The organism is Actinoallomurus vinaceus (assembly GCF_039542055.1).
Classification (GTDB): domain Bacteria; phylum Actinomycetota; class Actinomycetes; order Streptosporangiales; family Streptosporangiaceae; genus Actinoallomurus; species Actinoallomurus vinaceus.
Genome location: NZ_BAABHK010000006.1, coordinates 128,850 through 147,475 on the forward strand (window position 1 = coordinate 128,850; position 18,626 = coordinate 147,475).

At 69.4% G+C, this 18,626-nt stretch carries 16 protein-coding genes and 1 pseudogene; 15 read left to right on the plus strand and 2 right to left on the minus strand.

Features of this window, described 5'->3' with window-relative positions:
- Positions 1-171: 171 nt before the first annotated feature.
- From ABEA24_RS22260 to ABEA24_RS22290, 7 genes and pseudogenes are all read left to right on the plus strand, one after another.
- A complete protein-coding gene (locus ABEA24_RS22260; RefSeq protein WP_345432908.1) occupies positions 172-2,265 on the plus strand; it encodes a DNA gyrase/topoisomerase IV subunit B in 2,094 nt (697 codons plus the stop codon).
- A gap of 224 nt (positions 2,266-2,489) precedes the next feature.
- Positions 2,490-3,776 carry an LAGLIDADG family homing endonuclease gene (locus ABEA24_RS22265; protein WP_345432909.1) on the plus strand — a complete coding sequence of 429 codons (1,287 nt, stop codon included), beginning with the start codon at positions 2,490-2,492 and terminating at the stop codon, positions 3,774-3,776.
- Between the two features lie 4 nt (positions 3,777-3,780).
- The gene (locus ABEA24_RS22270) at positions 3,781-4,065 is read left to right on the plus strand and encodes a hypothetical protein (RefSeq protein ID WP_345432910.1); all 285 of its coding nucleotides are present in this window, start codon (positions 3,781-3,783) and stop codon (positions 4,063-4,065) included.
- A 9-nt stretch (positions 4,066-4,074) separates the two neighbouring features.
- Positions 4,075-4,245: pseudogene (locus tag ABEA24_RS22275) on the plus strand (hypothetical protein); the annotation flags it as partial.
- Positions 4,246-4,407: 162 nt separating this feature from the next.
- Positions 4,408-4,743: an ArsR/SmtB family transcription factor gene (locus ABEA24_RS22280; RefSeq protein WP_345432912.1), complete on the plus strand. Its 336-nt coding sequence runs from the start codon at positions 4,408-4,410 to the stop codon at positions 4,741-4,743.
- Positions 4,740-5,012: a hypothetical protein gene (locus ABEA24_RS22285; protein ID WP_345432914.1), complete on the plus strand. Its 273-nt coding sequence runs from the start codon at positions 4,740-4,742 to the stop codon at positions 5,010-5,012. Before ABEA24_RS22280 ends, ABEA24_RS22285 begins: the two co-directional genes overlap by 4 nt.
- 117 nt (positions 5,013-5,129) lie before the next feature.
- Positions 5,130-7,391 (plus strand): MMPL family transporter, encoded by a 2,262-nt coding sequence (locus tag ABEA24_RS22290; RefSeq protein WP_345432915.1) that lies wholly within the window; start codon positions 5,130-5,132, stop codon positions 7,389-7,391.
- Between the two features lie 141 nt (positions 7,392-7,532).
- Here the strand turns inward: ABEA24_RS22290 and ABEA24_RS22295 are convergent, their stop codons facing one another.
- Positions 7,533-8,834 carry a cation:proton antiporter domain-containing protein gene (locus ABEA24_RS22295; RefSeq protein ID WP_345432916.1) on the minus strand — a complete coding sequence of 434 codons (1,302 nt, stop codon included), beginning with the start codon at positions 8,832-8,834 and terminating at the stop codon, positions 7,533-7,535.
- Positions 8,835-9,181: 347 nt separating this feature from the next.
- Here ABEA24_RS22295 and ABEA24_RS22300 point away from each other — a divergent pair, with 347 nt between their 5' ends.
- The 7 genes from ABEA24_RS22300 (at position 9,182) to ABEA24_RS22330 (ending at position 14,702) form a co-directional block, all read left to right on the plus strand.
- On the plus strand, positions 9,182-9,658 hold the full coding sequence (locus tag ABEA24_RS22300; RefSeq protein ID WP_345432917.1) for a hypothetical protein: 477 nt from the start codon (positions 9,182-9,184) through the stop codon (positions 9,656-9,658).
- Entirely contained in the window at positions 9,655-10,818 is a 1,164-nt protein-coding gene (locus ABEA24_RS22305) for a sensor histidine kinase (protein WP_345432918.1), read from the plus strand. The genes ABEA24_RS22300 and ABEA24_RS22305 overlap by 4 nt, the downstream gene beginning before the upstream one ends.
- Complete coding sequence (locus ABEA24_RS22310) at positions 10,815-11,471, plus strand: response regulator transcription factor (RefSeq protein ID WP_345432919.1); 657 nt, start codon at positions 10,815-10,817, stop codon at positions 11,469-11,471. Before ABEA24_RS22305 ends, ABEA24_RS22310 begins: the two co-directional genes overlap by 4 nt.
- 151 nt (positions 11,472-11,622) lie before the next feature.
- Entirely contained in the window at positions 11,623-11,979 is a 357-nt protein-coding gene (locus ABEA24_RS22315) for a hypothetical protein (RefSeq protein WP_345432920.1), read from the plus strand.
- A 121-nt stretch (positions 11,980-12,100) separates the two neighbouring features.
- Positions 12,101-12,616: a GNAT family N-acetyltransferase gene (locus ABEA24_RS22320; protein WP_345432921.1), complete on the plus strand. Its 516-nt coding sequence runs from the start codon at positions 12,101-12,103 to the stop codon at positions 12,614-12,616.
- The gene (locus ABEA24_RS22325) at positions 12,606-13,223 is read left to right on the plus strand and encodes a TetR/AcrR family transcriptional regulator (protein WP_345432922.1); all 618 of its coding nucleotides are present in this window, start codon (positions 12,606-12,608) and stop codon (positions 13,221-13,223) included. The genes ABEA24_RS22320 and ABEA24_RS22325 overlap by 11 nt, the downstream gene beginning before the upstream one ends.
- Before the next feature lie 66 nt (positions 13,224-13,289).
- Positions 13,290-14,702, plus strand: coding sequence for an MFS transporter (locus ABEA24_RS22330; protein ID WP_345432923.1), 1,413 nt, complete (start codon positions 13,290-13,292; stop codon positions 14,700-14,702).
- An 86-nt stretch (positions 14,703-14,788) separates the two neighbouring features.
- Here the strand turns inward: ABEA24_RS22330 and ABEA24_RS22335 are convergent, their stop codons facing one another.
- Complete coding sequence (locus ABEA24_RS22335) at positions 14,789-17,305, minus strand: DNA gyrase/topoisomerase IV subunit A (protein ID WP_345432924.1); 2,517 nt, start codon at positions 17,303-17,305, stop codon at positions 14,789-14,791.
- Between the two features lie 159 nt (positions 17,306-17,464).
- Here ABEA24_RS22335 and ABEA24_RS22340 point away from each other — a divergent pair, with 159 nt between their 5' ends.
- On the plus strand, positions 17,465-18,598 hold the full coding sequence (locus tag ABEA24_RS22340; protein WP_345432925.1) for a lactate 2-monooxygenase: 1,134 nt from the start codon (positions 17,465-17,467) through the stop codon (positions 18,596-18,598).
- Positions 18,599-18,626 lie beyond the last annotated feature (28 nt).

Below are 18,626 nucleotides of genomic sequence, written 5' to 3' on the forward strand. Positions count from 1 at the left end.
ACGCATTGATCGCCGAACACCCTCCCTGCGGTGGATTCCGCCGTCTGGACCGCCTCGTGGCCGTCTCCGCCCGGGGGTGGAGGACGTACCGGACGGCGCGCCAATCCGCGTAGTGTCGGTGCCGACGGGTACTCTGCTGCCCGCACGCCCTACCCCCGAGGAGCAGAGCCGTTGACCGCCGCCACCATCACGACTGAGGACCCGCACGGATACACCGCGCGGCACCTGTCGGTGCTCGAAGGGCTCGAGGCCGTCCGCAAGCGGCCCGGGATGTACATCGGGTCGACGGACAGCCGCGGCCTCATGCACTGCCTGTGGGAGATCATCGACAACTCCGTCGATGAGGCGCTCGGCGGTCACTGTTCCCGCATCGACGTCATCCTGTACGCCGACGGCTCGATGGAGGTCTGTGACGACGGCCGCGGCATCCCGGTCGACGTCGAGCCCAAGACCGGCCTGACCGGCGTCGAGCTGGTCATGACCCGGCTCCACGCGGGCGGCAAGTTCGGCGGCATCTCCTACACCGCGTCGGGTGGTCTGCACGGCGTGGGCGCCTCCGTCGTCAACGCCCTGTCCGCCCGGCTCGACGTCGAGGTCGACCGCGACGGCCACACGCACGCGATGAGCTTCAAGCGCGGCCTCCCCGGCGACTTCGCCGACGACGGGCCCAGCGCCAAGTTCACCAAGAAGCCGGCGAAGCAGCGGGGGCTGCACCAGACCAAGCGCGTGGCCAAGGGCATCACCGGCAACCGCGTGCGCTTCTGGCCCGACCGTCAGATCTTCCTCAAGGACGCCGCGATCGCCGGCGACACCGTCGTCGACCGCATGCGGCAGACGGCCTTCCTCGTCCCCGGCCTCACCATCGCCGTCCGCGACGAGCGGGGCGAGGAGCCGGTCGAGCACGAGTTCCGGTTCGACGGCGGCATCAGCGAGTTCTGCGACCACCTGGCGAGCGACCCGCCGGTCTGCGACGTCCTGCGCATCCAGGGCCGCGGGCACTTCACCGAGACCGTGCCCGTCCTCGACGAGCAGGGCCACCTCACCCCGACCGACGTCGAGCGCGACATCGACGTCGACGTCGCCCTGCGGTGGGGCACCGGCTACGACACGATCACACGCTCGTTCGTCAACGTGATCGCCACGCCCAAGCACGGCACCCACGTCACCGGCTTCGACCGCGCCCTGGTCAAGCTGATCAATGACCAGCTCCGCGCCACCAAGCTGCTCAAGAACGGCGACGACCCCGTCATCAAGGACGACATCCTCGAGGGCCTCACCGCGGTCGTCACCGTGCGCCTGCCGGAGCCGCAGTTCGAGGGTCAGACCAAAGAGGTCCTCGGCACCTCGGCCGCCACCCGCATCGTGTCCGCGGTCGTGGGCCGGGAGCTGAAGGAGGCGTTCGAGAGCCCCAAGCGCGGCCAGAAGCAGCAGATGCGCGCCGTGCTCGAGAAGGTCGTCGCCGCGTCCAAGGCACGCATCGCCGCCCGCACGCAGCGGGAGAACCAGCGCCGCAAGAGCGCCCTGGAGAACTCCGCGCTCCCCGCCAAGCTGGTCGACTGCCGCACCACCGACGACCGCAGCGAGCTGTTCATCGTCGAGGGCGACTCGGCGCTCGGCACCGCCAAGCTGGCGCGCAACTCCGAGTTCCAGGCGCTCCTGCCGATCCGCGGCAAGATCCTCAACGTGCAGAAGGCGTCCGTCGCCGACACGCTCAAGAACGCCGAGTGCGCCTCCATCATCCAGGTCCTCGGCGCCGGCTCCGGCCGCACCTTCGACCTTGACTCCGCCCGATATGGGCGAATTATCCTAATGGCCGACGCTGATGTTGACGGCGCTCACATCCGGACCCTGCTGCTCACCCTCCTGCACCGCTACATGCGGCCGATGCTCGAGGCCGGGCGGGTCTTCTCCGCCGTTCCGCCGCTCCACCGGATCGAGCTCGTCAAGCCCAAGAAGGGGCAGGACAAGCACATCTACACCTACTCCGACGCGGAGCTGCGCAAGAAGCTCGTCGAGCTGGAGCGCCGCAACGTCCGGTGGAAGGAGCCGATCCAGCGTTACAAGGGTCTGGGTGAGATGGACGCCGACCAACTCGCCGAGACGACGATGGATCCGCGCTACCGGATGCTGCGCCGCATCCGCATCGAGGACGCCGAGGAAGCGGAGAAGATCTTCAGCCTGCTGATGGGGTCGGAGGTCGCCCCGCGCCGGCAGTTCATCGCCGCAGGGGCCGCCGAGCTGGACGACTCTCGCATTGACGTCTGAGGGTCGCTTTACGTAAACGCGTGACTACGTTCGATAGTAGCGGCTACCCTCGGTTAGGTCGTCGAGACCGCGGGGTGGGGCATGGGCGGGTCGTTCTGATGTCGGTTGCGCCGAGCGGGCCAATCCTGCTGTCCGATCACTCCGGAAGGTTGGTGCTGCGGAGAATCGGTCCCTCCGTTGACACGAAGATCGCTGCTGGAGCGATTGGCGATCTTGGTGGCGCTGTGACCGTCGATCTCATCGATCGTGCACCCCACGTCAGCCCGATCAAGCAGCTCATCAGGCCGCGGCAGCGCGGAAAGATGTGCTCGGTCAAGACGGTGTACGGCCGCTCGATCACAGTGGCGGCTGACCGTTCGTTTATCACTTACGAATGTGGCGACTTCACTCTCAAACCTGCGAGAGACCTTCGAGTCGGTGATGTGGTCGTGGCGTCACGTCGGCTACCTCGGCCGGTTCCTCAGGCAGAGGTGGATCTCGCCGCCGTGTTAAAGCGTGCCGGACAGGATCACGCCGTGCGTATTGAGGGAGAGGCTGTACGGAGGCTCATCGCGGCCAGAATCGCCGGTCGTCAACCGGCGGAGCTCCGCCGCGATGAGGAGCGGGTCGCTGTTCCCGTCGAAGCATGGGCGAGGCTCGCTAGGAAACGGACATGGAAGGGTATTACCTGCGCCGAGATGGCCAAGCGGCTCGGTTACCGCCAGGCCTGCAGCATCAGCGAGTTCGAGCGCTGCCGCAGCCGTCCGCCTGTATCGGTTTTCATGCGTTATCTGACCGAACTCGACGAGCCATGGCCGGATGAGACGAAGCTCGTTCGTTCCGTTATAGACCAGTGGGCGTTTTCACCCTCCGCTCACGAGCGCTATCGCAACACGTCCGCTGCCGTGTGGCTTAGCGATCTTGACGAGAAGGATCTGGCCCGGCTCGCCGCAGAGCCAGATGGGCGCGATGTGGTGCTGTATCCGCGCGCCCATCGAGATCAGGGGCTTGCCAGGTACCTGCCGGTGACGGAGGACCTCTGCTACGTCCTTGGCTGGTACATGGCAGAGGGATCACTGGGCAGCCGTGGGAGTCGCATGAACTTCTCACTCGGCGCCGGTGATCAGCCATATATCCCTGGGCTGTGCGAGGCCGTTGAGCGAGTGACCGGCCGCGCACCCGTCGTCTCCGTTCCCAAGGGGCGGCCGAACTCCCGGCATGTCTACGTTCATGCTCCCCTGATGGGTCGCTTGATCCGGGCAATCGGCCTGGGTGAAGGGGCGTGTGAAAAACGAGTTCCTGACCTGCTTATGAACTGCTCAGAGGAGCAGCAATTTGCGTTCCTGGAGGGATACTTTCTTGGGGATGGCACCAAGGATACAAATGGTCGAAAGATAGTTTTTAGTACATCTTCGGTCGAAATGGTCGACGGCCTGCTCTACTTGCTTGGTCAACTCGGTGTGATCGCTGGCCTGTATACTCGCCGCGGCGGAACCCCCGATCCGCGGCGGCGACGTCCTCACCAAGCCTAGCTTCATGATCGCCATCAGTTCGAAGGAAGGGCTTTCGCGGCTCAGTCTCCTTTGGAGGCAAACGCCCTGTGCGGCGGCATATGAAGCGCGCATCGCAAGCGAACTAACCCGGCCCGGCTACGAATGGATCTCCGAAGACCTTGCTGGACTTCCTGTACGGGAGATCGCGGCCTTCAATTACGACGGAGATACCTATGACCTGTCCGTCTATGAAGATGCGAATCTGGTCTCCGGTATCGGTGGCCTGCTCACCTGCAGCGCCGATCAAGCGGCAAGTCGTGCTTGGTGAGTGCGGACGCTCGCCGTGACGACGATGGATCCGCGTCACCGGGTGCTGTGCCGCATCCGTATCGAGGGAGCCGAGGAGGCGGAGAAGATCTGCCTGCTGATGGGGTCGGAGGTCGCCCCGCGCCGGCAGTTCATCGCCGCCGGCGCCACCGAGCTCGACGAGGCTCGCATCGACATCTGACATCCCCGGCGCGCCGCCGACGGCGCGCCGCGTGACAACGGCCGGCCTGCCCCGATCGGGGTAGGCCGGCCGTTGTCGTGTCCGGCTGAGGCCTCATGCCAATGCGATACGGCACCTGCTAACATTTCTTTGCATGTCCGCCATCGCGATGGGCCGGCTCAGATGAACGGCGACGAGCTGGTGCGCGTACTGGCGACGCTGGCCAATCCCCACCGCATCCGGGTGATCGCGGCGCTGGCGCGGGAGCGCGCGTACGTGAGCGAACTCGCCCGCACGCTGGGCATCAGCCGGCCACTGCTCCAGGTGCACCTGCGGAAGCTGGAGGCGGCGGGCCTCGTCTCGGCGCGGATGGAGGTGTCGGAGGACGGCAAGGCGATGAAGTTCTACGAGGTCAACGCGTTCGCGATCGAGCTGACGCCCGAGGTTCTCGAAGCCGCGGAACGAACCTTGAGCACGCCGGGCGAAGGGCCGGGCGACGGAACGAAGGGATCTTCATGAGTGACGGGCACGGTTTGGCGGAGGCCGTCGGCGCCTTCGGTCTGTTCGCCTTGTTGACCTGCGTGATCACGGTGACCATCTGGCAGCTCGCCGCCACCCGGCGGGCCAAGGTCCTCGTCATACGGGAGCAGGAGTATCGCAGGATCGCCGAAGAGGCCCTCGCAGCCCAGCGGAGCACCGAGCAACTGCTGACGGAGCTGGGCGGGCGTCTCGCGGAGATGCAGTCCCGGATGGAGTCACTCGAGAGGATCCTGCAGACGGTCGAGTGACAGACCTGCCCTGGGCCGCCGAGCTGCAACTCGACGGCCCAGGTGACGAAGAAGCACCACCTCGCCCTCAGGGCGAGCTCTCACAGGAACGCTCCTTCTCGGAAAGGACAGCAGTTCATGCTGCCTACTGGCAAATCGACCCGCCCGCCTGCCGGGCCGGCCGATCCTTCGGCCGCGACCGACCCACCCCGGCAGGGGGCCCTGGTCGAGCGGATCGCCGGCTGGTCGATCCGGCACCGCCTCCTGGCGATCATCGGCTGGTTCGCGCTCGTCATCGTCGCCGTACTCTCGAGCGCGCTGATGCCGGGAGACACGATGAACAGCACGGACCCCGGAGAGTCCGGCCGTGCCGATCGGGTGCTGTCCGCACAGCGGGCGTACGTGCCGATCGAGGAGAACGTCCTCGTCCAGGCCCGTACGCCGGCGGGGGAGCGGTTCGCCGACAGCGCCGAGCTGCGGAACGCCACCCGCGATCTCGTGCTGACCTTGCGCCGGACACCGGGCGCGGTGGCCGAGGTACGTTCCCCGCTGGGCGACGACGGTTCGCCGTCGGTCGTGAACCGGCTGGTGTCGAAGGACGGCCGGTCCGGGCTTGTCACGTTCCAGATCGCGGGTCCGGACGACCTGCTTCACGCCCACTACGACGCGGCCGTACGGGCCGTGGAGTCGGTCCAGGCCCGCCATCCGCAGGTCAGGCTGGCGCAGGCGGGGGACCACAGCCTGACGCTCGCCGTGGACCAGGGGATCAAGGGGGACTTCAAGAGCGCGGAGTTCGTCTCGCTGCCGCTCACCGTGCTCATCCTGCTCGTGGTCTTCGGGTCGCTGATCGCGATGGGCATTCCGCTGCTGCTGGCGGTGACCACCGTGGTGGGCACGTTCGGTTTCCTGCAGGTGATCGCCCACTGGGTCCCGGTGAACAGCGCGACGTCGTCGATGGTCCTGCTGATCGGCATGGCCGTGGCGATCGACTACTCCCTGTTCTACCTGCGCCGTGAGCGGGAGGAACGCGCAGCCGGGCGCGGGGTCGCCGAGGCGCTGCGGATCAGCGCGCGCACGTCGGGTCGCGTGGTGGTGGTCTCGGGGCTGACCGTCATGCTGTGCCTCTGCGGGCTGCTGTTCACCGGACTGGACAACTTCCGCGGGCTGACGGCCGGATCGGTCCTCGTGGTCGGCCTGGCGATGGTCGGCTCGGTCACGGTCCTGCCCGCTCTCCTGGCGCTGCTGGGCCGGTGGGTGGACAAGGCCCGCGTTCCGTGGCTCGGCCGCCGCCGCACCACGGCCACGGAGTCCCGGGCCTGGTCACTGGTCGCCCGTGCGGTCGTACGGCGTCCGCTGCTGTGGGGCGGGGCCGCGACCGTGGCCCTGGCCGTGCTGGCGCTGCCCGCGTTCGGGATGCGGCTGCAGGACGCGGCGACCACCGACAGCCTGCCGCGCAGCGTTCCGGTGGTGGACGCCGCGCTCCGCATGCAGGAGGCGTTCCCCGGTACGCCCGCACCGGCCCGGGTGGTGATCTGGGCGAAGAACGGCGGCTCGGTGGACGGCTCGGTGGTGAACCGGGCGATCGACGACCTGCGCGGGCGCGTCGCCGCCGGTGACCGCGCCCTCGGCGAGCCCATCTCCGCGGTGACCGTGGACCGCGTCGTCGTCGTACGAGTGCCGCTGGCGGACTTCCGGAACAACGACGCGGCGAACCACGCCCTGGAGACGCTGCGCGACCGGACCCTGCCCGCGACGCTCGGCCGGGTGGACGGCATCGACTACGCGGTCGCCGGGAAGACCGCCGTCGCCCACGACTTCGCCGGGCAACTGGAGGCCCGCACGCCGTTCGTGTTCGCCTTCGTGCTGGTCCTGGCGTTCGTCCTGCTCGTCCTGGCGTTCCGCTCCCTGGCGGTCCCGGTCATCTCGATCGCGTTGAACCTGCTGTCGATCGGCGCGGCGTACGGGGTGCTCACCTGGGTCTTCCAGGACGGTCACCTGGGCTCGCTGCTCGGCTTCCGCTCGTACGGCGGGGTGGTCGGGTGGCTGCCCGTGTTCATGTTCGTGATCCTGTTCGGGCTGAGCATGGACTATCACATCTTCATCCTCAGCAGGATCCGCGAGCGCTGGGCCACGGGAGCGGACACCCGGGACGCGGTGGTCGGCGGCATCGCCGGCAGCGCGGGGGTCGTCACCAGCGCCGCCGTCATCATGACCGCGGTGTTCAGCGTCTTCGTCACGCTGACGGCCATCGAGTACAAGATGATGGGCGTCGGCATGGCGGTGGCCATCATCATCGACGCGACGATCGTGCGCGGAGTCCTCCTCCCCGCCGCGATCGCGCTGCTCGGCCCCCGAAGCTGGACCCTGCCCACCCGGCGGCGCCGCCACGGTTCCAGCTGAGTCCGCATCGCCGTACGTCGAGGTTCCGGCCTGGGGCGCGGGCCGTCTTGACCCAGCCACTGAGCAACAGGGCCGGCCCGTGTGGCGGCCGGCAGGGTCGTGGCCCCGCCGGCCGCACGCGATCGCGCGGGACCGCCGCGGCTATGCCGCCTGCGTCTGGTCCGAGCGTGTGGAGCGCCGGCCGGCCAGTTCGTCCGGGGACGCCGGGGCGTTCGGCAGGAGCGGGCCGGCCAGTGCCGTCGTGACGAGGGCCATCAGCACCATCATCGTGAACATCTGGCTGTCGAGGACGCCGAGGCTGAGGCCCACGTTGAGGATGATCAGCTCCGTCAGGCCGCGCGTGTTCATCAGCAGGCCCAGGGTGCCGGCCTCACGCCACGGCATCCCGGTCAGCCTTCCGGGGATCGTCGCGCCCACGATTTTGCCGGCGCAGGCGACCAGGACGATGGCGATCAGTTCGATGACACCGCGGCCGGAAATGGCGCTGATATCGACGTTCAGGCCCGTCACGATGAAAAAGACCGGGAGCAGCACCATGCTGATTCCATCGAACGGCCGTTTGACGCCGTCGGCCAGCACCTCGAACGGCTCGCGCGGCATGATGAAGCCGAAGGCGAAGGCGCCGAAAATGGCGTGGATGCCGATCCACGTGGTGGCGTAGGACGACAGGAAGAGCCCGGCGACGAGCATGATGACGTACAGCGGCGGCACCCGGTCGCGGACCATCCGGCGGGTCAGGTAGGCCAGCAGCGGGCGCGCGACCAGCGCCATGACGGCCACGTAGATCGCCGACAGGACGCCGATCTGCGCCATGTCCCCGGCGGCGCCGCCCGCGGTGACGATCGCCGCGGTCAGCGCGAGCAGGCACCACGCGAGCACGTCGTCGACGGCCGCGCTGGCCAGCGCGAGAGCGCCGACGCGCGTGCCCATCATCCGGTGCTCGGTCAGCATCCGGGCCAGCACCGGGAACGCCGTGATGGACATCGCCGCGCCCATGAACAGCGCGAACGCGGTGAACGAGGTGTGGTGGCCCTTCACCGTGTCATGGTGGGAGTACAGCATCGTGGCCAGGCCGACGCCGAGCCCGAAGGCGAGGGCGATGGAGCTGATCGAGACCGCGCCCGCCGCGCCGCGCCGCCCGTTCAGGAGCCTTTTGTCGAACTCCCAGCCGATGCCGAACATGAAGACGAGCAGGCCGACCTGCGCGATCGCCGACAGATACGGCCGTGCCTCGGTCGGGAAGATGTGCGCGGTCGGGTTGCCCGGCAGCAGCCCGAGGAGGCTGGGGCCCAGCGCGATGCCGGCGACGATCTCACCGACGACCGGCGGTTGTCTCAGATACCGGGCCAGCCGGCCGAGGACGGCGCCGACCAGCAGGACGATGGCGATGTCGGCCATCACGGCCGCGATCACGAGATCGGAATGCTGAGCGAGACTCTTCATCAAGGGCTCCACAGAAGGGATTGCCGGCGGTAAGTCGGGAATTTGCCCAGGAGGAATCGATCGAACAGATTGACATCCTCACACGCCGACGCGGTCGCCGACCACGGTCACGACGGAGAACAACGGGCGAACTGCCTGGCCGTTTCCGGACATGCGAATAATCCAATTCCATATCGGCTCACATTGTGAGTGCTCCGTCGCCGAGTGTGGACCTTTGCCGTGTTTTAGAAGTCCGCTCGCACCCATATGTCGATCACGGCCGTGAGGGCTCCACCCGGGGGTGGAGGAGGTAGGGATCCAACCCGGCTCCGATCCGTCGCGGGCGACGGATTCCTACCGTGGAGGTCATGCACGATCTGCTCAACGGCCTGCTGATCGCCGCCGTCGTCGTCTTCGTGATCTACCGCCGGTTCGCGGCGCGGCGTGTCGCTGCGGACAGGCCGTACGTCCTCCCCCTCATCCTCGCCGTCGTCGGGTTCGGCCAGGGCCATGTCATCGATCCCCACCACCCGGTGCTCGCCACCGTCCTGCTGGCCGGGGAGGTCGTGGCCGCGCTCGCGCTCGGCTGCGGGCTCGGTGCGACGATGCGGGTGTGGCGGGAGAGCGACGGGTCCGTCTGGAGCCGTGGCACGTGGGCGACCTTCGGGGTCTTCCTCGCCTCGATCGCCGTACGGGGCGGGGCCGTGGCCTTCGGGTACGCCGCCGGGGTCGAGGCCGGAACGGGCGACATCCTGGTGTCCGTGGCCGCCTGGATGCTCACCCAGAACCTCGTGCTCGCCTGGCGTGCCCGTACCCTCCCGGTGCCGGTTAGCGTTGACGCGTGACCACCCCCGGTTTCCTCCGCGGCCGGCGCCACCTGCTCGACCAGGTGCGCGCCGCCGTCAACGGTGCGGACGGCCGGGAGCGGACGCTGATCCGGATCGGCGCGCTCGTCGCCGGCCTCCTGTGGTTCGGCTACGCGATGCTGCACGGTCCGCGCCGGCCGGGTTTCGGACTGCACGGTACGGACCTCGCGTACACCGTCGGAGTGCTCCTCGCGGTGTCCGGGTTCGTCCTGGGGATCATCTCCCACCGGTCCCGGTGGCCGTACGGCCATCTGATCTTCGCCGCCGACGCTTTCGTCGGCTTGTTGCTCTACGTGAGCGCGCCGGCCCGGCCCGCCAGTGCCCTGCTGTTCGCGGTGTCCGGGTTCGCCGCGGAGTACTACTCGGTGCGCCGCTCGCTGCCCACGTTCTTCATCTCGGGCTTCGCGATCGGGCTCGGGTACGTACTGCAGCACGGTCGGCTGGGAGACCTATGGGCGCTCATCGGTCTTGCCGGGATGTTCGCCGGGGTGAGGGGGAGCAAGATCCGGGAGGCGACGCGGCGGGCCGAGCAGGAGAACCTCGTGCTCGCCGAGCGGGCCCACATCGCCCGGGAGATCCACGACATTCTGGCCCATTCTCTGTCCGCCCAGCTCGTCCACCTGGAAGGGGCCCGGTTGCTGATCGCGAACGGCAGGTCGGACGAGGCGCTCGACCGGGTCGAGCGCGCCCGCGGTCTGGCCCGCAGCGGGCTGGAGGAGACGCGCCGGGCGCTGGCCACCTTGCGCGGGGACATTCCGCCGACCGACGAAGTGCTTCGTGAGCTCGCCGACGAGCATCGGTCCCTCGCCGACGTCCGCTGCGAGGTGACGATCACCGGGCAGCCCCGCGAGCTGGAACCGAAGGCCGGCCTGGCGGTCATCCGCACGGCGCAGGAGGCGCTGACCAACGCCCGCAAGCACGCGCCGGGTGCGGACGTCGCGATCGACCTGCGCTACCTCGACGACTGGTGCGAGCTGGAGGTCCGGGACACGGGCGCTGCCGGGCCCGGGCCGCTCGCCGCGACCGGGGGCGGCTACGGTCTGGTCGGGATGCGCGAGCGCGCCGAACTGATCGGCGGCACGCTCGACGCCGGTCCGCAGGAGAAGGGGTTCGGAGTGCTGCTCAGGGTGCCGCTGTGACGCGCGTCCTCGTGGTCGACGACCAGACCGTCGTACGCGACGGCCTCGTCCTGCTGCTCGGGCTGCTGCCCGGGATCGAGGTGGTCGGGTCGGCGGCCGACGGTGAGGAGGCGCTGCGGCTCGTCGCCGAGCACGAGCCGGAGGTCGTGCTCATGGACCTGCGCATGCCGCGCGTCGACGGCGTGGAGGCCACCCGCAGGATCAAGGCGGCGCATCCCGCCGTGCAGATCGTCGTGCTGACGACCTACAGCGACGACGAGTCCGTGTTCGCCGCCCTGCAGGCGGGCGCCCGCGGATACCTGACGAAGGACGCCGGCGCGGACGAGATCGCCCGCGCGATCGCGGCCGTACGCGACGGAGACGCGCAGCTGGACCCGTCCGTCCAGCGGCGGCTCGTCGACGCGCTCGCCGCGGGCGCGCAGCCGTCGCGGCGCCGCAAGGGCGACCTGCCGGACGGGCTGACCCAGCGAGAGGCGGAGGTCCTCGTGCTGATCGCCGAGGGAAAGTCCAACGCGGAGATCGCCCAGGAGCTGTTCATCAGCGAGGCCACGGTGAAGACGCACATCAACAACCTGTTCGCGAAGGCCGGGCTGCGCGACCGGGCGCAGGCCGTGACGTACGCCTACCGCAAGGGGCTCGCCTCGCCCGGATGATCCAACCCTGGACGTGAGGGCAATCGCGGCTCATCGGAAGGCAAGGGGTCGGTGTGTTCTCGGCGGTCTGACGACATCGGCGGTGACAGTGAGTCTTTTGTCGACTACTGTGCGCCATTGTTCGGAGTGAATGCCTTTCCAAGGAGGCCGCATGCGGAAGTCCCGCATGATCGCTGAATGCCTGCGTCGTCACGCCTGGTGGCGACTCAATCGAGCCGACGCACGCGACGACGGGCGCAACGCGCGGAGCGCGGTCGCCCTCCTCGACGCCGCGGCGTACGCCGCCGATCTCCCGGACGACGCGGCCGTCATCGCCCGTCTCGCCGCGGCCGGGTGCTTCTCGGGCGATGAGTTCCGCCTGAACGACGTCGCCGAGCGCATCGTGCGCTTCTGGCACTACGAGGAGGCCTGCGGCGGGCCGGCGGACCTGCTCGACGCAATCGCCGAGACCGTCCAACCTCCCAAGATCCCCGCACAGCGGGGCGGCGGCCGCTCACTGCGCCGCTGACCGGCGGAGCGGCGAGCGCCCGGACTCCGGGCGCCCGCCGCACGGGCGACAGGGCGCCGGTCGTCACCGGCCGTACGGAAATTCGGATGCCCGTCGCCGGCGGGGCGGGGAAGATGACCGGATGCGCATCCGTGCGGTGGACGCCGATGATCTCCCGATCCTCCAGGACATCGAGGTGGTCGCCGGCCGGTTGTTCCGCGACGTCGACATGCCGGAGATCGCCGGGGACGAGCCGCTTCCGCTCGGCGAGCTCGCCCACTACCAACAAGCCGGGATGGCGTGGGCGGCGGTGGACGCGGACGACCGGCCGGTCGCCTACCTCATCGCCGCGCGCATCGACGCCGGGGTGCACGTGGAGCAGGTGTCGGTGCATCCGGACAGCGCGCGCCGCCGGATCGGCCGGTCACTCCTCGACCACCTGGCCGCCCAGGCCGGGGGCGAAGGGGCGTCCGCGCTCACCCTGACGACCTTCGAGCACGTGCCGTGGAACGCTCCGTACTACCTGCGGTGCGGATTCCGGCCGATGACGGACGACGAGCTCACCCCTGACCTGCGCGCCATTCGCCGACGAGAGGCCGCCCTCGGCCTGGGCCGCTGGCCGCGGGTCTGCATGCTGCGTCCTCTGGATGATTTTTGACAGGTCGATCAAAAACTGGCAATCTGCCGGTATGGCACGCCCAAGGAAGTTCGACGCCGATGCGGCCGTCGAGGCGGCGATGGAGACGTTCTGGACCAAGGGGTACACCGCGACCTCGACCGATGATCTGATCAACGGGGCCGGGATGCTCCGCGGCAGCCTCTACAACGCCTTCGGCAGCAAGCGGCGCCTGTTCGAGCTGGCGCTGCACCGTTACCGGGACAAGGGTGCGGCCGGGCAGAACGCGATTCAGGCCGACCGGCCGCCGCTTGAGCGCATTCGGTGGCTCATGCTCAGTGGCGTGGATCGGACGGTGGCCGACCGTCGCGGCTGCCTTGCGGTCAATACCGTCACTGAACTGGCCGGTGCGGAACCCGAGCTGTCAGCGCTGGCCCGCCAGTGCTTCACTCAGCTCGAAGCGGCGCTGGTGGAGGCGATCGAGGACGGCAGGGTCCAGGGTGAGATCCGGGCCGACCGGCCGGCCCGCCTGCTCGCTCGCCAGGTGATGAGTGCCTTCCATGGTCTGCTCGTGCAGGCCAAGGCCGGCTACGACCCCGGGTCGCTGCACGAGACCGTCGACGCGGTGGTCGCCGACCTGCGCGCCTGAGTGTTGGCGGGAAAGCGTCTTCGTGTGCCCAAGTTTTTGACTGATCTGTCAATAACGGAGGATTTCATGCCCCTTCTGCCCGTCATCCTGGCGGCCTTCTTCATGTACGGCTTCGACGGCAACGTGGTCAACGTCGCTCTTCCCGCCATCCAGTCCGACCTCGGTGCCGGGGCGGCGGCACTGGAACTGGTCGTCGGCGGCTACGTCTTCAGCTACGCCGCCGGGCTCGTCCTCGGGGGCCGTCTGGGCGACCTTCTCGGCCGACGGAGGATGTTCCTGACGGGTGTGGCGGCCTTCACCCTGGCCTCCGTGCTCTGCGGGCTGGCGCAAAGTCCGGTCCAACTCGTGCTCGCCCGCATGCTGCAGGGACTGACGGCCGCCGCCATGGTGCCGCAGGTACTCGCTCTCATCACCACCGTCATCCCTGGGGAGCAACGGCCACGCGCGCTGGCGTGGTTCGGCGTCACCGGCGGACTCAGCGGCGTGTGCGGCCAACTGCTGGGCGGTCTGCTGCTCGGCGCCGACGTCCTCGGCCTCGGCTGGCGGGCGATCTTCTTCATCAACCTGCCCGTCGGCCTGATCGTCTTTGCCCTCGCCTCCGCCCTGCTGCCGCGCACCACCGCCAACGGCCGCCCGGCCCTGGACGGGATCGGTGCCTTGGGCGTCTCCGGATCGCTGGCGCTGGCACTCGTGCCCTTGGTCCTCGGCCGGGAGGAAGGCTGGCCGGTGTGGACCTGGGTGCTCCTGGTGTCCTCCGTGCCCGCGTTCTGGGCCGCCGTGATGTGGGAGCGCCGCCTGGCCGCCCGCGGCGGTCAGCCGCTGCTCGACCTGACGCTGTTCCACCGGAAGGTGTTCACCATCGGCATGGCCATCAACGCCGCGTTCATGGCCTACTTCTCCAGCTACATCTTCGTGATCAGCCTCACCCTGCAGACCGGTTTCGGGTACAGCGCGCTCGGGGCAGGGCTCGTCTTCACCCCTACGGCGGTGCTGGCCATGGTCACGTCGCTGGCGGGCAAGCGCCTGATCGTCAAGTACGGCCTGCGGGTCATGACCGCGGGCGCGGCGATCACCGGGCTCAGCGTGCTGCTGGTCGCGGTCGGGTTGCAGGCCGAAGGGCACCGCGTCGCGGTCCCGTGGCTGCTCACCGCGATGGGCCTGATGGGCGTCGGCAACGGCCTGATCCTGCCGTCCCTGGTCGGCGCGCCGATGACCGGGATCACCCCCGAGCGGGCCGGCGTCGCCTCGGGCACGCTCTCCACCATCCAGCAGTTCGCCGGCGTGACCGGTGTTGCCGTCGTGGGCGGGATCTATTTCGCGGTGCTCGACCGTGATGGGTACGCGACGGCGGCAGAGGTGGCCGCATGGATCGCATTGGCCCTGGTGCTCACGATGATGGTGCTGACGGCACGGCTGGCCAGAGCCGTGGTCGCGCAGCGCCGGCCGAGCACGGACAAGCCCGAAGCCCTGGTCTCCTGACATCTCCTCGCGTGCCCACACGCACCCGTGACAGGCCTCCCGCACGGCGGGCCGCCCACCGTGTGGGCGGCCCGTCCGTCTCGGGGTTACTCCTGAGGAGGCTCTCCCGCCTCGGGGGCGGCGTCTCCGGCCTGGTCGGCTGCGCCTGGGGCGCCGAGCGTGACGGGGCCGGCGATCGCGGCGATCGGCGCTGCCAGCCTTTCGCCGGATCCGTCGCGGCGGCCCAGCTCGGTGGGCAACTCGGTCGCCTTGCCGGTCATCCCGGCGGCCTTCGCCGGGACCGGGCCGGCCCAGGCGAACAGCAGGGTGTCCTCGCCCTTGAGGAACCGTTGCGCCCGGACGCCGCCGGTGGCGCGGCCCTTCGCCGGGAAGTCGGCGTAGTCCGAGACCTTGATCGCACCGGTCTGGGTGCCGGGCAGCGCGGTCGAACTGCCCGCGATCGTGACGACCAAGGACTCACGGGAGCCGTCGAGGGCGCCGAACCAGATGGCCTTGGCGTCGGAGCCGAGACGGATGCCGGCCATACCGCCCGCCGCGCGGCCCTGCGGGCGTACGGACGAGGCGGGGAAGCGCAGCAGCTGCGCGTCGCTGGTGATGAAGACCAGGTCGTCGTCCTCGGAGCCGAGCTGCACCGCGCGGACGACCCGGTCGCCGTCCTTGAGGCCGATGACCTCGAACTCGTCGGCGTTCTTCGGGTAGTCGGGCGCGACGCGTTTCACGACACCCTGTTCGGTGCCGAGGGCGAAGCCGCGGGTGTCGAGCGAGGCGATCCCGACGATCGTCTCGTCCTGCTGGAGGGCGACGAACTCGCTCACCGGCGCGCCGCCGGCGAGGGACGGCGGGGACGCCGTCGGCGGTATGGCGGGGATGTCGATGACGTCCACCCGGATCAGGCGGCCGGCGTCGGTGACCGCGCCGACCTGGCCGCGCGCGGTGGCGGTGACCGCCGAGACGATCACGTCGTGTGCGGCCCGGGGGCCGTCGGCGGGCAGGGGCTCGGCGGACATCGTGCGGGCGAGGAGGCCGGTGGAGGACAGCAGGACGAAGCACGGCTCGTCGGCGACCTCCAGCGGCACCGCGGCGGTCGTGGTCTCGCCGGTGGACTCCAGCAGCGCGGTGCGGCGCGGCGTGCCGAACGTCTTGGCGATCTCGGCGAGCTCGTCGGAGACGACCTTGCGGAGCTTCCGCTCCGACTCGAGGATCGCGGTGAGCGCGGCGATCTCCTTGGTGAGCTGCTTCTTCTCCTTCTCCAGCTCGAGCCGGTCGTACTTGGTGAGGCGGCGCAGTGGCGTGTCGAGGATGTACTGCGCCTGGATCTCCGACAGCTCGAAGGTCTCCATCAGCCCGGCCTTGGCGGCGGCGGAGTCGTCGCTGGACCGGATGACCTGGATGACCTCGTCGATGTTGAGCAGCGCGATCATGAGGCCGTCGACGAGGTGCAGCCGGTCCTCCCGCTTGGTGCGGCGGAACATGCTGCGGCGGCGCACGACCTCGATGCGGTGGTCGACGTACACCTGGAGCAGCTCGCGCAGGCCCAGCGTGCGCGGCTGGCCGTCGACCAGCGCGACGTTGTTGATCCCGAACGTCTCCTCCATCGGCGTGAGGCGGTAGAGCTCCTCCAGCACCGCCTCGGGGTGGAAGCCGTTCTTGATCTCGATGACGAGGCGCAGGCCCTGCTGCCGGTCGGTGAGGTCCTTCAGGTCCGCGATGCCGGCCAGCTTCTTCGCGTTGACCATGTCCTTGATCTTGGCGACGACGCGCTCCGGGCCGACGGCGTACGGCAGCTCGGTGACGATGATGCCCTTGCGGCGGGGCGTGACCTGCTCGATGTGCGCGGTGGCGCGGGTGCGGAACGTGCCGCGCCCGGTCGCGTACGCGTCGCGGATGCCCTCCAGGCCGACGATCTTTCCGCCGGTGGGGAGGTCCGGGCCGGGCACGAAGCGCATGAGCTCCTCGAGCGACGCCTCGGGGTTGTCGATCAGGTGGCGGGCGGCCGCGATCACCTCGGTGAGGTTGTGCGGCGCCATGTTGGTCGCCATGCCGACCGCAATGCCCGACGCGCCGTTGACCAGGAGGTTCGGGAACGCGGCGGGCAGGACCTCCGGCTCGGTCTCCTGGCCGTCGTAGTTGGGCCGGAACTCGACGGTCTCCTCGTCGATGCTCTCGACCATGAGCATGGCCTCGCGGGCCATGCGGGCCTCGGTGTACCGCATCGCGGCGGGCGAGTCGTCGCCGCCGAGCGAGCCGAAGTTGCCGTGCCCGTCGACCATGCGCATCCGCATCGCCCACGGCTGGGCGAGCCGGACGAGCGCGTCGTAGATGGCGCTGTCACCGTGGGGGTGCAGCTTGCCCATCACCTCGCCGACGACGCGGGCGCACTTGACGTGCCCGCGGTCGGGCCGCAGGCCCATCTCGTTCATCGAGTAGAGGATGCGGCGCTGCACGGGCTTGAGCCCGTCGCGCGCGTCGGGAAGCGCCCGCTGGTAGATGACCGAGTAGGCGTACTCGAGGTAGCTGCCCCGCATCTCCTCGGAGACATCGACGTCGACGATGTTCTCTTCGAAGTCCGGCGGGGGAGGGGTCTGCGAACCGCGTCGTGCCATGAGGACATTGTTGCCGGTTCCGACGACATCTTCGGCCCGTACCCGCGGCGTACCCGTTTTTGATCGTGAAACGGGCGATCCCGGCGAGGCCCGGGCGGCTGACGTGAGGCGGCCGCCGGAGCGGGTTAACGTGAGGCCCTCTCGGGAAAAGGAGCGCGGATGTACGCCGACTTCCAGTTCGAGATCTACCTCAACGGCCTGAACGACGTCCTGCCCTCACTGCCGGCCGACCTGACCCGCCTGGAGGCGCTCGCCCGCGAGAAGCTGCCGCCCGAGGCGTACGACTACATCGCCGGGTCGGCGGGCACCGGCGACACCGCGGTCGCCAACCGCGAGGCGTTCCGGCGCCGGCGGATCGTCCCGCGCATGCTGCGCGGCGTCACGGGCGGCGATCTCAGCACGCGGGTGCTCGGCGCGGAACTGCCGGCTCCGCTGCTGCTGGGACCGGTCGGCGTGCTCCGCATCGCGCACCCGGAGGGGGAGCTCGCGGTGGCGCGGGCGGCGCGGTCCCTCGGCCTGCCGATGGTCCTGAGCACGGCCGCGTCGCACAGCATGGAGGAGGTCGCGGAGGTGGCGGGTCCGCGCTGGTACCAGCTGTACTGGCCGGGCGACCGCGACCTGGCGGTCAGCTTCCTGGAGCGGGCGGCGGCCGCGGGCTACACCGCCCTCGTCGTCACGCTCGACACGTTCACGCTGGCCTGGCGGCCCGGCGACCTCGACAACGCCTACCTGCCGTTCCTGCGCGGCGTCGGGATCCAGAACTACCTCGCCGACCCGGTCTTCACCGCCGAGGCCGGGGAGGACCCGATCGCCCACTGGGCCGGCGTCTTCGGTAATCCGGGCCTGACCTGGGACGACCTGGCGTTCCTGCGTGAGCACTGGGACGGGCCGATCGCGTTGAAAGGGATCCAGCAGAGCGACGACGCCCGCCGCGCCGTGGACGCCGGTATGGACGGCATCGTCGTGTCCAACCACGGTGGGCGCCAGGTGGACGGGGCCGTCGCCTCGCTCGACGCGCTGCCGATCGTCGCCCACGCGGTCGGCGACCAGATCGAGGTGCTGTTCGACAGCGGCGTACGGACCGGTGCGGACGTCGTCAAGGCCCTGGCCCTGGGCGCGAAGGCGGTTTTGCTGGGCCGTCCGTACGTGTACGGGCTGGCGCTCGACGGCGAGGAGGGCGTCCGGCACGTGCTGCGCTGCCTGCTCGCCGAACTCGAACTCACGCTTCGCCTGTCCGGCCACGACGGCGTCGCCGCCCTGTCCTCGGAGTCCCTCTTCGAGCAGCCGACCTGACGAATGTCATGGCCGGCACCCGCGAACC

Excerpts from the sequence above, each read along its gene's own strand:
- ABEA24_RS22285 (WP_345432914.1), top strand. The coding sequence starts at position 4,740 with ATGAGTGACGGGCACGGTTTGGCGGAGGCCGTCGGCGCCTTCGGTCTG.
- ABEA24_RS22330 (WP_345432923.1), top strand. The coding sequence starts at position 13,290 with ATGCCCCTTCTGCCCGTCATCCTGGCGGCCTTCTTCATGTACGGCTTC.
- ABEA24_RS22340 (WP_345432925.1), top strand. The coding sequence starts at position 17,465 with ATGTACGCCGACTTCCAGTTCGAGATCTACCTCAACGGCCTGAACGAC.
- ABEA24_RS22280 (WP_345432912.1), top strand. The coding sequence starts at position 4,408 with ATGAACGGCGACGAGCTGGTGCGCGTACTGGCGACGCTGGCCAATCCC.
- ABEA24_RS22335 (WP_345432924.1), bottom strand. The coding sequence starts at position 17,305 with ATGGCACGACGCGGTTCGCAGACCCCTCCCCCGCCGGACTTCGAAGAG.
- ABEA24_RS22315 (WP_345432920.1), top strand. The coding sequence starts at position 11,623 with ATGCGGAAGTCCCGCATGATCGCTGAATGCCTGCGTCGTCACGCCTGG.
- ABEA24_RS22290 (WP_345432915.1), top strand. The coding sequence starts at position 5,130 with ATGCTGCCTACTGGCAAATCGACCCGCCCGCCTGCCGGGCCGGCCGAT.
- ABEA24_RS22320 (WP_345432921.1), top strand. The coding sequence starts at position 12,101 with ATGCGCATCCGTGCGGTGGACGCCGATGATCTCCCGATCCTCCAGGAC.
- ABEA24_RS22325 (WP_345432922.1), top strand. The coding sequence starts at position 12,606 with ATGATTTTTGACAGGTCGATCAAAAACTGGCAATCTGCCGGTATGGCA.
- ABEA24_RS22295 (WP_345432916.1), bottom strand. The coding sequence starts at position 8,834 with ATGAAGAGTCTCGCTCAGCATTCCGATCTCGTGATCGCGGCCGTGATG.
- ABEA24_RS22270 (WP_345432910.1), top strand. The coding sequence starts at position 3,781 with ATGATCGCCATCAGTTCGAAGGAAGGGCTTTCGCGGCTCAGTCTCCTT.
- ABEA24_RS22300 (WP_345432917.1), top strand. The coding sequence starts at position 9,182 with ATGCACGATCTGCTCAACGGCCTGCTGATCGCCGCCGTCGTCGTCTTC.